Genomic DNA, 13644 nt, shown 5'->3' with positions numbered 1-13644 from the left:
GTGGCGATATTCTACGATGCCAGCGGGCGGCGCGCCCGGCGGGTGCGTGTGGCGCTGGGCGTTGCCGTATGCGTGCCGTTGCTGCTTGCGGCGTTGCTGATCGCGGCCGTGTTGCGCCCGGTCGCGACCGTCGCGCCGCGCTTCGCAATGCCCGACGCGCCCCAGGCCGCGGTCGCCGCGCCAGTGAGCGATGAAGCGCGTGGCGCCTGGCTGCCCGCGCGCAGCGGCGCGGCGCTGAGCGGCGGGACGATGGGCTTCTACATGCCCTGGGACACGCCGTCGCGGCAGTCGCTGGCGACGCATGTCGACGATCTCGAGTGGCTGGTCCCCGGACTCGCGACCGTTACCGGCGCGGACCATCGCTTCGTCGCCGAGGCTGATCCGTACATGCGGCAGGTACTTGCGCGTGCCACGCATCGTCCTCGTGTGTTGCCGATGGTGCAGAATGCGGCGGCGGACGGGAGCTGGGACGGTGCAGGAACCGCCGCATTGCTCACCGACCGTGCTGCGCGGACGCGGCTCGTGGAGCAGATCGTCGCCTTGGTGGCGCGCGAGAGCGGCGCGGGCGTGATGCTCGATTTCGAGAGCCTGCCCGTGAGCGCGCATCGTAACTATCGCACTTTCCTCGGCGAGCTTCGTGCGCGCTTCGCACCGCGCGGCTGGATGGTGGCGCTCGCCACGCCGGTGGCCGATCCGGACTGGGACTTGCGCGCTTATGCCGCTGTCGCCGATCAGCTGGTGTTGATGGCCTATGACGAGCATTGGATGGGCGGCGCGGCGGGGCCGATCGCGTCGCAGCCGTGGTTCGCGCGCGTCGTCGCGCAGGCGGTGGCGCAAGCCGGTACGGACAAGGCGATCGTCGCGATCGGCAGCTATGCCTATGATTGGCAGGGGCGCACGACCGTCCCGCTCGCAATCTTCGACGCACTGGCGTTGGCGGCGCAAGCAGGCGTGACGCCGCAGTTCGACGCGGCGAGCGGCAACAGCCACTTCGCCTATGACATGCAGGGCAAGCATCACGAGGTGTGGATGCTCGATGCGCTCAGCGCCGCCAATCAGATGGCGGCGGTGCGGCGTACCGGCGCGGCCGGGGTGGCGCTGTGGCGGCTGGGCAGCGAAGATCCGTCAGTGTGGCGGGCATTGTCGGACAGCACGCCGCCGGACCTTCGCCGCTTGCCTGCGCCGACGGGGGTCGCGGTGCATGGACAAGGCGAGATCATGCGCATGACTGCGGAGGCGACACCGGGTGCGCGTGAGGTGACGTGGCGCGACGGTCTGATCCGCGCCGCGCGCTTCGTGCAGATGCCCCAGCCCGATACCGTCGAGCGCACCGGCGCGCATCGACGGCAGGTCGCGCTGACCTTCGATGACGGACCGGACCCGGCATGGACGCCGTTGATCCTCGACGTGCTGGCACGCCAACACGTGCCCGCCACCTTTTTCGTCACCGGCGCCAATGCGTTGGGACAGGGTGCGTTGCTGCGCCGGATCGTCGCGCAGGGCGGCGAGCTCGGCAATCACTCGACGTCGCACGCCGATCTGTCGCGCCGCTCCGAGGCGGCGATTGCGCTGGAGTTGAAGGCGACCGCGCGGATCGTCGAGGCCTATACCGGCCGCGCGATGACGCTGTTCCGCCCGCCGTTTCTCGGTGACGCCGATCCGGATCGCCGCGACGAACTGCATGCGACACGCGTCGCGGCACGGCTGGGGTATCTGACGGTGGGCCTCAACGTCGATCCGCTCGACTGGCAGGGGCCGAAGGCCGAGGTCATCGCGCAGCGCGTGATCGCTCAAATCATTGCGGGGACTGACGAGCGCCCCGCGCAGATCGTGCTGCTCCACGATTCGGGTGGAAACCGGACCGAGACGATCAAGGCGCTGCCGCTCATCATTCGCGGCCTGCGCGCGCGCGGCTATGACTTCGTTGCCGTCTCGACGCTGGCGCGGCTCTCGCCTGCTTCGGTCATGCCAGCGCTGCGCGGTCATGCGGCGATCGACGCGGCAGGGACGCGCGGGCTGTTCGACGGACTGGCGTGGCTGCGCGACGCCGGGGCGGTGCTGTTCGCTGTGGTGATCGCGATCGGCATGGCGCGCGCGGTGGCGCTGACCGGGCTGGCGCTGTGGCCGCGTCGTCGGGAGACGGTGCCGACGGGCGCGCCGCATCTGGTGCCGACCTTTGTCTCGGTGCTGATCCCTGCCTTCAACGAGGCGCGCGTGATCGAGGCGTCGGTGCGTCGCATCCTCGCCAGCATCGGACCGCGTGTCGAGGTGATCGTGATGGACGACGGTTCCACCGACGGCACCAGCGACGTGGTGCAGGCGGCGTTCGGGATCGACCCGCGCGTCCGGCTACTGACGCTGGAGAACGGCGGCAAGGCGCGCGCGCTCAACACCGCGCTGGCCACCGCGCGCGGTGACGTGGTGATCGCGCTCGACGCCGATACACAGTTCGAGGCCGATACGATCGCGAAGCTGACGCGCTGGTTCGCCGATCCGCGCATCGGTGCGGTGGCGGGAAATGCCAAGGTCGGCAATCGCATCAACGTCATCACGCGCTGGCAGGCGCTGGAATATGTCACCGCGCAGAACCTCGAGCGTCGTGCGCTGCTGTCGCTCGGCGCGGTGACGGTGGTGCCGGGCGCGGTCGGCGCATGGCGGCGCACCGCGCTCGATGCGGTCGGCGGATATCCCGAAGACACGCTCGCCGAGGACCAGGATCTGACGATCGCGGTGCAGCGCGCCGGATGGCGCGTGGCGTGCGACAATGACGCGATCGCCTGGACCGAGGCGCCGGAGACGATACGCGCGTTGTTCAAGCAGCGATTTCGCTGGGCGTTCGGGACGTTGCAATGCCTGTGGAAGCATCGCGGCGTGCTCGGCCGAAGCGGGGGCTCGGACGGATCGGCTTGCCGCAGGCGCTGGTTTTCCAGTTGCTGTTCACGCTTGCTGCGCCGTTGATCGACTTCGCGCTGCTGCTCGGAGTCGGTGGTACGGCGTGGCGGGTCTATGATCGCGGTTGGGATGCGGCGGGCGGCGACGCGCTGACCGTGGTCGCATTCTGGGCGGCGTTCGCGGCGGTCGATCTGGCGTGTGGATGGATCGCCTACCGGCTCGACGGTCGCGAGGCGCGTTTCCCCGGCATCTGCTTGTTGTTGCAGCGGTTTGGGTACCGGCAGCTGCTTTACGCGGTGGTGCTTCGCGCGCTGTACGTCGCTGCGACCGGACCGAAGGTCGGCTGGGGCAAGCTGGAGCGGACGGGCAGCGTCGCGGTGAACGACACGGGCGCGGCGACGCCGGAGCCGTTGCGCGCGGCGGCGTGAATGTTGCGAATGTTGAGACGCTGGCGGGGTAACGGCGACGGACGAACGGCGGCATCATGCGGTCGTCATGCCGGATGCTGGAGCGTGTAGGACAGACCAACGTCGCGCTGGCGTACGGCGCGAAATGCGGTAGCGTGGCTGACCTGATTTCTGCCGGAGCGCGTTACCGATGTCGTTGTTATCTGCCCTGTTTGTTCTCGCTGCCGCCGCGCAGGGTGAGCATGTCGCGATCCAGGCGTCGGACATCGATCGCAGCGCGACCTTCTACCACGAGGCGTTCGGGCTGCAGCTCATCAAGCAGCCGCTGCCCAACCGGCGCTGGATCGATCTCGGAAACGGCTTCGCGATGCACATCCTCGACGGCCGGACCGCGCCCAAGCCTTCGAATATCAACGAGCACGTCGCGATCCACGTTGACGATCTGGCGAGCGTAACCGTGTGGCTCGACGCGCACAAGCGGCCGTGGACCGATCTGGCGGGCAAGTCGCGGACGATGCAGACGCGGTTCGATGGCGTGCGACAGATCTACACGCAGGATCCGGATGGATATTGGCTGGAGGTCAGCGACAGTCGTGGGGTGGCGGCGATGTAGGTTTTGGGCGTCACCTTACCTGCGGAAGGTAGGTGACGACGCCCAGCGCATTGTAACAACGGCCTTCCCGGCTGGGCCCCGGTCTTCGCCGGGGTGACGCCTAACGGGCGGTCTTAGCCGACGATCGCGTGCGGGACGAAGCGGGCGAGGTCGCGGGTGATCGGGCCGTCGTCCTCGCGGATCGACATCGCGACCGGCTCGTCGCCGACGATCCACGAGCCGATCACCGCATGTTGCCCGTCGAAGACCGGCAGCGGGCTGAGCGCCTGGACGATGTGACCTTCCTCGCCGTAGCCGCCTTCCGGACCGCGATCCTCCGCGCTGCCGTCGTGGAGTTCGATGTCCCAGCCTTCGCGTGAAAACAGGGGTTTGCGGACGAAGCGCTCGCCGATCGCCGCCGCGCCGACGGCATCGTCGGCGAAGGCGGCGGGGAGCAAATTGGGGTGGCCGCGGTGGCGTTCCCAGAGCAGCGGGAGCATCCCTTTGTTCGAGAGGATCGCCTTCCATGCCGGTTCGAGGAACATCGTCTTGGTCGCGGGCAGGTGCGCGGCATAAGGCTCACGCAGCATGTCCTCCCAAGGGTACAGCTTGAAAAGCGCAGCGATCAGAACGCTTTCCTCGTCGACGAACTGGCCGTCCTCGTCGACGCCGATCCGGTCGATCGCGACGAACGCCGGGTCGAGCCCTGCCTGACGCGCGGTATCCTCGAGGTAGCGGACCGTCTGCCGGTCTTCCTCATGATCGGCGACGCTCGCGAAATGCAAGGTACTTCCAGGGGTTAGCAGCGCGTCGAAGCGGGCGACCAGCGCGTCGTGGAGGCGATTGTATTGGTCGGCGTCCGGGGGAGGGTGCCGTCGGCGATGCGGTCTTCGAGCCACTGCCACTGGAACAGCGCGGTCTCGTAGATGCTCGTCGGGGTGTCGGCGTTATATTCCAGCAGCTTGGCCGGACCAGTGCCGTCATAGGCGAAGTCGAAGCGACCATAGAGCGAGGGCGCGTTCGCCTTCCACGACGCGGCGACCACGTCGCGCATCGCGTCCGGGATCGCGAGCCGGTGCATCAGCGTGTCGCTTCCGACCACCTCGGTGACAAGATCGAGGCAAAAATAGTGCAGCTCTGCGCTCGGCGTCTCGATGCCGGCCTCGATTTCGTCGAGCGAGAAGCGGTAATAAGCGCGTTCGTCCCAGTAACGCTGACCATCCATGTGATGGAAGGTGAAACCCATCGCGCGGGCGGTCTCCTCCCACCCGGCACGCTCACCGATGACGGTCCGCTCCACCGGGTGTCAGCCGCCGGACTTGTCGTCGAGCCGCCCGACCTCGCGCCGTGCCTCGCCGCCATCGCGCGGGGCGGACAGGCGGGCGAGGATGTCGTCGGCGCTCGACGCGCCCGGCAACAATCCCGCGCGCTCCAGCTTGGCGTCGAGGTCGGCGCCGGTGCGCATGTCCTCCAGCTCGGCCGAGGCGCGGAACTTCTCCTCGCGCACCGCCTGCCGCTCCTTGAGCCGCGCGAGACTGTCGGCGGCGGAGCCGAGCTGCGACTGTGCGCCGTGCGTGTTGCTGGCGATCTGCGCCTGCGCCTGCTGGACGCTCTCGTTGGCGCGGACGACGTCGACCTCGCGGCGCAGCGCCTCGATCTTGCCGTCGCCCTGCTTGATGATCCCGCGCATCCGGTCCTCGGCGCCACGCATGTCGGCGACCTGCGGCGTCTTGGCGTTCAGCTCACGCTCGATCTGCGCGAGCCGCTCGGCAACCTCGCGGGCGAGGTCCATGTCGCCACGCCCCATCGCGGCGCGGGCGGAGGCTTCGTACTTGTCGCGCTGTGCCGAGAGCTGCTCGATATCCTTTTCGATCAGCCGGCGCTTGGCGGTGACGGTCGCGAGATCGTCGCGCGCCTTGGCCTGCGCGGTCCCGGCATCGCGGAGCTGCTGGTCGAGGATCGTCAGCGCGCGCGCGTCGACCACCGACTGGCCAGCCTCATGCGCGGAGCCGCGGATCAGCGTGACGAATTGCTTCCACATCGACATCGGTCAGTATTCCTCAGGCAGCGGCGAAGGCGTGGCGCAGATCGGCCGCGGCATCCAGCGCGTTGTGCGCCAGCACGCGCAGTTCGATCAGGATCGTGCGCAGCGTCGACTCGATCGAAAGCTCGCCGATCAGCTCGTAATATTCACGCCCGTCGACCTCGGTGATCGCGAAATTGGACAAGGGCACCAGCTTCTGCGCCTTGAGCAGGAAGTGGTTGAAGGCGGCGTCGTCGTCCATCTCGTCGACCGGCCACAACAGGCTGGAGACGACGATCTGTTCGCCTGCGACGCTCAGGAACACCGCAAGGTCGCCGTGGTCGTGCATCGTGACGCGCAGCACGTCGCCGACGCGCTCGACGCTCAGTTCCGCGGCATGGTCGCCGGCGCCCAGCGCCTCGGCCAGTCGCCCGATCGTCCATACCCGTGCCGTATCGTCCACGCTCTTCGTCCTCTCGGTATGCTTGACACTCCAAGCATAAGCCCGCAGCCTTTGGCAAGGTGAATGGGCTTACGGGAATGCGCGCGACATGATCTTCGGCAGCCTGTTCGGCGGCGGACGCGACGACGCGCGCAGCGCGGTGGCGGTGGTGCGCGACGTGACGATCGGCCGGATGGTGCGGCTCGACGCGCTGGCGTGGCGGCGGCTGGCGGGCGGCACCTTCACGCTCGACCGCGACACGCTGGAGATCACCGCGCAGGGGATCATCAAGCTCGACGACGGCGGGGGCTATGTCCACCGTTTCTACACCGACGACGAGTTGATGCTGCAGGCGGTCAGCCAGCAGCCGGACGGCTTGGACGCCGATGACTTCACGCTGTTCCGGCCATGGTCCTCGACCTATGCGACCGGCGGGTGGGACGATGCGGCGTTCCGCGACCGGCTGAGCCAGCCGGTGTGGAACGAGGCCGGGCTGCCACCCTTCCGCCGTTTCTGGTACGATGGCGACGAGCGCGTCCAGCCGCCGGTGCAATTGTGGGAAGCGCTCTATTACGAACGCGACGGCGACCCGGTGAAGCAGATCCGCCAGCAATGTATGCTCTATGTCCGCGATCTGGCGCCGGAAGGGCAGGAGCTGCTGCTTGCGCTGTCGGCGCGGCCGGAGGGGGCGATACGACGCACGACATCATGATCGGGCTGCCGTTGTCGCCGGCGGAGTTCAGTGCGTAGCGGGTGGTGGTGTTGCAGGGCGTGCTTCGGGCGTTGTGGGTGACGCACGTGCTTCGACAGGCTCAGCACGAACGGGGCGGGGGCTCGGGTTTGCCGCTTGTTGGTTTGACGGTTTGGTGGCTGGCAAGGGGATGGGGCTGGAGTCAGCCGTCATTGCGAGCGGAGCGAAGCAATCCAGTGTCGGACAAGGGCGCCCTGGATTGCTTCGCTACGCTCGCAATGACGGTTTCGGGGGCGCGCTCATGCTCTAGACTTGGTCGACATTCAGGGCTCGGTGACGGACGACCTCTTCGCCGTCATCCCGGATCAAGTCCGGGATGACGGGGAGAAGGACCGCCGATCGAATAGAAAAGGGGAGCACGCATGTTCGATACGACGGCATTTCTGTTCGGGGCCGGGCATTTCCTGATCGCTTTTGCGATCGCGTGCCTGTTCCTCGCGATCTTCAAGTGGCTGTATCAGGTCTCGACGCCCTATGACGAACGGCGGCTGGTCGCGGAGGGGAATATGGCCGCCGCGATTACCTTCGGCGGGGCGATCGTCGGCTTCGCGCTGCCGCTGGCCTCTGCGCTGGAGGTGACCGCCAACCCGTTGGAATTCGTGGCATGGGGCGTGCTGGCCGGCGTGATCCAGGTGGTGGCGTCGCTGGTGGTGCGGCGTATCGTGATCCGCGATCTGGTGGCGCGGATCGAAACCGGCAATGTCGCGAGCGCGGTGTATATGGCGGCGACGTCGATCGCGGTCGGGCTGCTCAACGCCGCCTGCATGAGCTATTGAGGTCGACGCGATGACCGATTCCCTTCCGACCCGCCGCAAGCGCTCCGCCGCCGCCGGGCTGACCGCCGCCGGGGCGCTGGCGATGCTGTCCGGGTGCGACGGCACCCCCGACCAGCAGCAGTTCGGCCCGCCCACCGAGGTGTCGGCGTTCAAGACCGTCGACGAATGCGTCGCGAGCGGCGCGTTCGCCAAGGTGACGTGCGAGAATGCCGCCAAGGAAGCCGCGAACACCGACGGCAAGGCCGCGCCGCGCTTCGACGAGAAGAGCCTGTGCGAGGATCAGTTCGGGTCCGGGCAATGCCTGGCACGCAACGAGGGCGGGCAGAGCTTCTTCGTGCCGCTGTTGACCGGGTTCATGATCGGGCGGCTGCTGAACGGGTCCGGCTATCGCTACAACGGCCTGTACCAGAACCGGCGCGACGGCAGCTGGTACACGCCGTCGGGCGCGTGGCTGTACGGCGGCGGCTATGGCGGACGCGGGTATAATTATCAGGTCGGATCGCGCGCGGTCACCGCGCCGATCACCACGCAGCGCATCCAGACGCGCAGCTCGGTGGTGTCGCGCGGCGGGTTCGGTGGGCGCGTCTCGGCGCGATCAAGCGGCGGCTGGGGCGGCGGCCGCTCGTTTGGGGGCTGACGCAGCCGATCGGCGCGTCGCGCGTTCGCCGGTGGGATAACCGATAAAAGGACAGGGATGACCCGGCTTTTCCACGTCAGCGACGTTCATTTCGGCGCGGAGGACCCCGTCGCGGTCGCGTGGTTCCGCGATGTGGTGGCGGAAGAAAAGCCCGATGCGGTCATCATGACCGGCGACCTGACGATGCGCGCGACCAAGCGCGAGTTCGACGAGGGCGGCGCTTGGCTGAAGAGCCTGGGCGTGCCGGTGACGCTGGAGGTCGGCAACCACGACATCCCTTATTATTGGGATCCGTTGCGCCGGCTGTTCGCACCCTATTCGCGCTACGCCGCGGTCGAGAAGATGATCGAGCGGCCGCTGGAAATCCACGGGATCACGATCGTCCCGCTGAAGACCACCGCGCGTGCGCAATGGCGCTGGAACTGGTCGAAGGGGCGGGTGAGCACGGGGTCGCTGCGGCGGACGATGGCGCTGGTCGAGGCGGCGCCGCGCGGCAATCTGATCTTCGTCGCCGGGCACCATCCGTTGATCGATGGCGGCAGCCAGGGGACGGCGAAGACGAAGCGCGGCGATGTCGCGCTGGCGGCGCTGGCGGATGCCGGCGTTCATGCGGTGCTGTCGGGGCATGTCCACGATCCGTTCGACATGCCGTATGAGCGCAATGGCTGGCGGCTGCGGTTGATCGGCGCGGGGACGCTGTCGAAGCGGACGCGCAACTCGCCGCCCGCGTTCAACGAGATCCGGGTGGAGGGCGATCGCTTCGAGACGCTGGTGCGGACGATGTCGGCGCAGCCGGTGTATCCGATCAGCGAGATGAGCGCGGCGGGGCGGTAGGTCTTTTCCGCCATCCCCGCGCCCTTGCGTCATTCCCGCGGAGGCGGGAATCCAGACGCGCAGGTCTTCGTAAGAGCCGCCAGGTCAGAGGTTCTGGATCCCCGCCTGCGCGGGGATGACGATGGGGCAGGGCGGGCTCATCCTACGGCGTGCCGGCCTGGCTTTCAGCCGAGGTGCAGCGAAGAAGCAGCCCCCGGGGCACGTCCGGGAAAGATGGCTTTCGCAGCCCGCACGCCCTATCTCCCGTGCGTGCCAAAGAAACCCAGCCCCGGCCTGCCGACGCGCGAGCAGATCCTCGATTTCATCACTTCCTCCGCGACGCCTGCAGGCAAGCGCGAGATCGCGCGGGCCTTCGGGCTCTCCGCGCAACAGAAGATCGCGCTCAAGGCATTGCTCAAGGACATGGGCGACGAGGGGCTGATCGACTCCGCCCCGGGTCGCGCGTTCCACAAGATGGGCGGGTTGCCGAAGGTGACGGTGCTGCGGATCGTCGACGTCGATCAGGGCGGCAACGTCTGGGGCGTGCCCGAGCGGTGGGAGGCCGACGTGCCGATCCCGCGCATCCGCGTGCGCGACCGTAAGCATGGGGCGTTGGGGGTCGGCGAGCGGATCCTCGCGCGCACCGAGGAAAGCGGCGGTGGCTGGACCGCGCATCCGATGAAGGTGCTCGCGCCCGCCTCCGAACAGGTCATCGGTGTGCTGCGTCGCGAGGGCGATCGCTTGTGGTTGCAGGGCGTCGAGAAGAAGGAGCGCCGCGAATATCCGGTGTCCGACGCCGGCGGGGCGGAGGCGGGCGATCTGGTCAGCGCCGAGATCGCGGGGCGGCCGCCGCGCGTGATGGCGAAGGTGGTGCAGCGGCTCGGCGATCCGTTCGCACCGCGCAGCTTCTCGCTGATCGCGATCCACAAGCATAACATCCCCGACACGTTCACGCAGGAAGCGCTGGACGCCGCCGAGCGCGCGGCGCGGCAGCCGCTGGGGGACGATCGCGAGGACCTGACCGCGCTGCCGATCGTCGCGATCGACCCTGCCGATGCGCGCGACCATGACGATGCGGTCTGGGCGACGCCCGACGACGATCCCGCCAATGCCGGCGGGTGGAAGGCGATCGTCGCGATCGCGGATGTCAGCTTCTACGTGCGGCCGGGCAGCGCGATCGATCGCGAGGCGCGGGCGCGCGGCAATTCGGTCTATTTCCCCGATCGCGTCGTGCCGATGCTGCCCGAGGTACTGTCGGCGGATGTCTGCTCGCTGAAGGCGGGCGAGGATCGCGCGGCGCTGGCGTGCCATTTGCAGGTGACGAAGGCGGGGGCGCTCAAGAGCTGGCGGTTTACGCGCGCGGTGGTGCGGGTGGTGGCGAATGTGGCGTATGAGGATGCGCAGGCGCTGATTGATGCATCTATCTCCCGCCTCTCCGGGGAGGGGTTGGGGAAGGGCTGTTGCCGGCGCTCACCAACCTCTGGGACTGTTGGCGCGCGCTGGCGGAGGCGCGTGACAAGCGCGAGCCGCTCGACCTCGATCTGCCCGAGCGGCGCGTGGTGCTCGACGAGAAGGGGCGGATCATGTCGGTGAGCCCACGCGAGCGGCTCGACGCGCACCGGTTGATCGAGGACTTCATGATCGCCGCCAATGTCGCCGCGGCCAAGGCGCTGGAGGCGAAGAAGGCGCCGGTCATGTACCGCGTCCACGAAGCGCCCGCGCGCGAGAAGCTGGTGGCGTTGAAGGACTATCTCGAGACGTTCGAGGTGCCGTTCGCGTTGGGGCAGGTCGTCAAGCCGGCAACCTTCAACCGCATCCTGGAGCGGATCGGCGACGTGCCGTTCCGGCCGGAGATCATGGAGCAGATCCTCCGGTCGCAGACGCAGGCTTATTACGCGCCGGCCAATCACGGGCACTTCGGGCTGTCGCTGGGCAGTTATGCGCACTTCACTTCGCCGATCCGCCGTTATGCCGACCTGATGGTGCATCGCGCGTTGGTGTCGGCTTATGCGCTGGGGCCGGGCGGGCTGAACGGCGACGAGGAGTTCGAGCTGGCGGGCACGACGATCAGCAAGCTGGAGCGCCGCGCGATGGAGGCGGAACGCGAGACGATCGACCGCTACGTCGCCGCCTTCCTGTCCGAGCGGATCGGCGAATTGGTCGGGGTGCGGATCACCGGTGTCACCAATTTCGGCTTCTTCGCGACGGTCTACGGGATCGGCGGCGACGGATTGATGCCGGTGCGCGATCTGGGCGGCGAATATTTCCGCTTCGACGAGGCGGCGCGGCGGCTGGTCGGCGAGCAGAGCGGCGAGGAATATGCGCAGGGGCAAAGGCTGGAGCTGCGGCTCGCCGAGGCCAATCCGGTGTCGGGGGCGCTGCGCTTCGAGCTGCCCGAGGGACGCTATGGCGGTGCGTCGCGCGAGCGCGCGCCGGCGAAGGGCGTCAAGCCGCCGCGCGTGCTCAAGCGGCGCGGGCGACCCGGCAACCTGCGTCATCAAAATCGCAAGAAGTAAGAAGGAGTTCGCATGTCCGGCACGATCATGGCGGCGCTGATCGCCAAGGCGCGCAACCGCGTCACCTGGCATTTCACCTCGGCAGGCGCGACCTCGAAGGAGACCGCGACCAAGTTCCCGACGCCGACGTCGCGGCTCGATCGGCGCGTGTTCGAGCGGATGGTGGCGTTCGGCGCGATCGAGAAGACGCCGGAGGGGCTGTACTGGCTCAACGAGACGCGGCTGTCGGATTACCGCAAGGAATCGCTGGCGCGGGTGCTGGGGATATTGGCGATCGCCGGGTTCGCGGCGGCCGGGGCCATGGCGATCGGCGGATAGCCTCGGCCTGAAGTCCTACATCTTTTCCAGCGTTTGATCCGCCCGGATCGAACCTGATCCTATTGTCACCCCGGCGAAGGCCGGGGTCCAGCTGGGGGACGTTGATGATGCGCGCTGCGCGTCGTTTCTTCGGCTTTCCCCACTGGGCCCCGGCCTTCGCCGGGGTGACGGCTAGTGGAGGCTTAGTCGGGCGCTCCCCTGCGGCGGGGTGCGCCGCCGTGCCCGTCATCCACAATCTATCCACAGCTTGCGAACGATCAATCCACAGCTTGTCTACGGATCGTCCACCGACCGCCAACCGCTCGTCCACCGCCTGCCAACCAGCTATCCACCAACTTATCCACAGGCATGTAAGCCGCTCACCAGTGGCGCGCGGCGCGGGCAGGCGCTAACCGGGCGGGCATGTCGCACCGTCCCCATCGCCTCTATCTCTCCTCCGACGCACTGGTCGCCAATTGGCGTGCGCTGGCGCGGCTGAGCGGGGCGGCGGCGTGCGGGGCGGCGGTGAAGGCCGATGGCTATGGGCTTGGCGCGCGCGAGGTGGTGGTGCGGCTGCTCGACGCCGGATGCCGCGACCTGTTCGTCGCGAGCTGGGCCGAGGCGGCGGCGATCGCCGATCTGATCGTCGGGCGCGAGGCGACGATCGCGGTGCTCCACGGGCTGCGCGAGGCGGACCTGCCGTTGCCCGCGCTGCCCGGTGTCCGCCCGGTGCTGAGCACCGCCGCGCAGATCGCGCGCTGGCGGCTGGTCGCGCCGGGGCAGCCGTGCGACGTGATGGTCGACACGGGCATGAACCGGCTGGGCGTGGCGGAGGCCGAGGTCGCGGGCGGGCTGCTCGACGGGCTGGTGATCGACACGCTGATGAGCCATCTCGCCTGCGCCGACGAACCGGGCCATCCGCTCAACCAAACGCAACGTGCGCGGTTCGCGGCGCTGGCGGGGCGGACCGGTGCGCAGCGGATGAGCCTCGCCAATTCGGCGGGGATCGCGCTGGGTGCGCCTTATCACTTCGACCTGACGCGGCCGGGGCTGGCGCTGTACGGCGGCGTGCCGGTCGCGGGGCTGGCGGGGGCGATCTGTCCGGTGGCAACGATCGCGGCGGAGGTGCTGCAATGCCGCACGGTGCGTGCGGGCGAGACGGTCGGCTATAATGCGACGTGGCGGGCGGAGCGCGACGTGCCGGTGGCGGTGGTCAACCTAGGTTACGCCGATGGCTATCGCCGCGCGCTATCGAGCCGGGGGTGCGCGTTCGCGGGTGATGTGCCGCTGCCGGTGATCGGGCTGGTGTCGATGGACCTGGTGGCGCTGGATGCCAGCGCGGCAGCGGTGCGCGAAGGCGATTGGGTGCGGTTCGACGACGATCTGGTCCATGTCGCTGCGGCGAGCGGGGTCAGCCAGTATGAGTTGCTGACCGGGTTGGCGGATCGGTTCGAGCGGGTGTGGTCGTAGATCGTTCGCCACGCTCGTCGTCCGGGAC

Annotated in this window: 13 protein-coding genes and 1 pseudogene; 10 read left to right on the top strand and 4 right to left on the bottom strand. The window is 68.3% G+C overall.

Annotated features, from left to right (window positions below; genetic code table 11):
• The 3 genes from QP166_RS15920 to QP166_RS15910 all read left to right on the top strand — a co-directional run bounded on the left by QP166_RS15920 (position 1) and on the right by QP166_RS15910 (position 3912).
• Positions 1–2958, top strand: coding sequence for a glycosyltransferase (locus QP166_RS15920; protein ID WP_333916790.1), 2958 nt, complete (start codon positions 1–3; stop codon positions 2956–2958).
• The gene (locus tag QP166_RS15915; protein WP_333916789.1) at positions 2907–3320 is read left to right on the top strand and encodes a hypothetical protein; all 414 of its coding nucleotides are present in this window, start codon (positions 2907–2909) and stop codon (positions 3318–3320) included. The genes QP166_RS15920 and QP166_RS15915 overlap by 52 nt, the downstream gene beginning before the upstream one ends.
• A 169-nt stretch (positions 3321–3489) precedes the next feature.
• A complete protein-coding gene (locus tag QP166_RS15910; RefSeq protein ID WP_333916788.1) occupies positions 3490–3912 on the top strand; it encodes a VOC family protein in 423 nt (140 codons plus the stop codon).
• Between the two features lie 113 nt (positions 3913–4025).
• On the opposite strand, the gene QP166_RS15905 is transcribed toward QP166_RS15910, so the two are convergent.
• Genes QP166_RS15905 through QP166_RS15890 form a run of 4 tightly spaced genes read right to left on the bottom strand, consistent with a single transcriptional unit; the run spans position 4026 to position 6377 of the window.
• The gene (locus QP166_RS15905) at positions 4026–4790 is read right to left on the bottom strand and encodes a glutathionylspermidine synthase family protein (protein ID WP_333916787.1); all 765 of its coding nucleotides are present in this window, start codon (positions 4788–4790) and stop codon (positions 4026–4028) included.
• On the bottom strand, positions 4691–5191 hold the full coding sequence (locus tag QP166_RS15900; protein WP_333916786.1) for a glutathionylspermidine synthase family protein: 501 nt from the start codon (positions 5189–5191) through the stop codon (positions 4691–4693). The genes QP166_RS15905 and QP166_RS15900 overlap by 100 nt, the downstream gene beginning before the upstream one ends.
• A gap of 6 nt (positions 5192–5197) precedes the next feature.
• A complete protein-coding gene (locus tag QP166_RS15895; RefSeq protein ID WP_333916785.1) occupies positions 5198–5938 on the bottom strand; it encodes a PspA/IM30 family protein in 741 nt (246 codons plus the stop codon).
• Positions 5939–5951: 13 nt separating this feature from the next.
• Positions 5952–6377, bottom strand: a complete 426-nt coding sequence (locus QP166_RS15890) for a YjfI family protein (RefSeq protein ID WP_333916784.1) — start codon at positions 6375–6377, stop codon at positions 5952–5954.
• A gap of 88 nt (positions 6378–6465) precedes the next feature.
• Here QP166_RS15890 and QP166_RS15885 point away from each other — a divergent pair, with 88 nt between their 5' ends.
• The 7 genes and pseudogenes from QP166_RS15885 (at position 6466) to alr (ending at position 13616) form a co-directional block, all read left to right on the top strand.
• Entirely contained in the window at positions 6466–7068 is a 603-nt protein-coding gene (locus QP166_RS15885) for a DUF2491 family protein (protein ID WP_333916783.1), read from the top strand.
• Between the two features lie 401 nt (positions 7069–7469).
• Positions 7470–7883, top strand: a complete 414-nt coding sequence (locus QP166_RS15880) for a DUF350 domain-containing protein (RefSeq protein WP_184039115.1) — start codon at positions 7470–7472, stop codon at positions 7881–7883.
• A gap of 10 nt (positions 7884–7893) precedes the next feature.
• Entirely contained in the window at positions 7894–8520 is a 627-nt protein-coding gene (locus tag QP166_RS15875) for a DUF1190 domain-containing protein (protein WP_333916782.1), read from the top strand.
• 57 nt (positions 8521–8577) lie between these two features.
• On the top strand, positions 8578–9354 hold the full coding sequence (locus QP166_RS15870; protein WP_333916781.1) for a metallophosphoesterase family protein: 777 nt from the start codon (positions 8578–8580) through the stop codon (positions 9352–9354).
• 213 nt (positions 9355–9567) lie between these two features.
• Positions 9568–11849, top strand: a pseudogene (locus tag QP166_RS15865) (ribonuclease R family protein).
• Positions 11850–11861: 12 nt separating this feature from the next.
• A complete protein-coding gene (locus QP166_RS15860; RefSeq protein ID WP_333916780.1) occupies positions 11862–12167 on the top strand; it encodes a hypothetical protein in 306 nt (101 codons plus the stop codon).
• Positions 12168–12569: 402 nt separating this feature from the next.
• Positions 12570–13616 (top strand): alanine racemase, encoded by a 1047-nt coding sequence (gene alr, locus QP166_RS15855; protein ID WP_333916779.1) that lies wholly within the window; start codon positions 12570–12572, stop codon positions 13614–13616.
• Positions 13617–13644 lie beyond the last annotated feature (28 nt).

This window comes from Sphingomonas sp. LR60, assembly GCF_036855935.1.
Lineage (GTDB): Bacteria > Pseudomonadota > Alphaproteobacteria > Sphingomonadales > Sphingomonadaceae > Sphingomonas.
Note: the sequence above shows the minus strand (reverse complement) of the source record. Positions and strands in the feature narration are given on the sequence as shown.

Excerpts from the sequence above, each read along its gene's own strand:
- QP166_RS15910 (WP_333916788.1), top strand. The coding sequence starts at position 3,490 with ATGTCGTTGTTATCTGCCCTGTTTGTTCTCGCTGCCGCCGCGCAGGGT.
- QP166_RS15895 (WP_333916785.1), bottom strand. The coding sequence starts at position 5,938 with ATGTCGATGTGGAAGCAATTCGTCACGCTGATCCGCGGCTCCGCGCAT.
- QP166_RS15885 (WP_333916783.1), top strand. The coding sequence starts at position 6,466 with ATGATCTTCGGCAGCCTGTTCGGCGGCGGACGCGACGACGCGCGCAGC.
- QP166_RS15880 (WP_184039115.1), top strand. The coding sequence starts at position 7,470 with ATGTTCGATACGACGGCATTTCTGTTCGGGGCCGGGCATTTCCTGATC.
- QP166_RS15875 (WP_333916782.1), top strand. The coding sequence starts at position 7,894 with ATGACCGATTCCCTTCCGACCCGCCGCAAGCGCTCCGCCGCCGCCGGG.
- QP166_RS15870 (WP_333916781.1), top strand. The coding sequence starts at position 8,578 with ATGACCCGGCTTTTCCACGTCAGCGACGTTCATTTCGGCGCGGAGGAC.
- QP166_RS15860 (WP_333916780.1), top strand. The coding sequence starts at position 11,862 with ATGTCCGGCACGATCATGGCGGCGCTGATCGCCAAGGCGCGCAACCGC.
- alr (WP_333916779.1), top strand. The coding sequence starts at position 12,570 with ATGTCGCACCGTCCCCATCGCCTCTATCTCTCCTCCGACGCACTGGTC.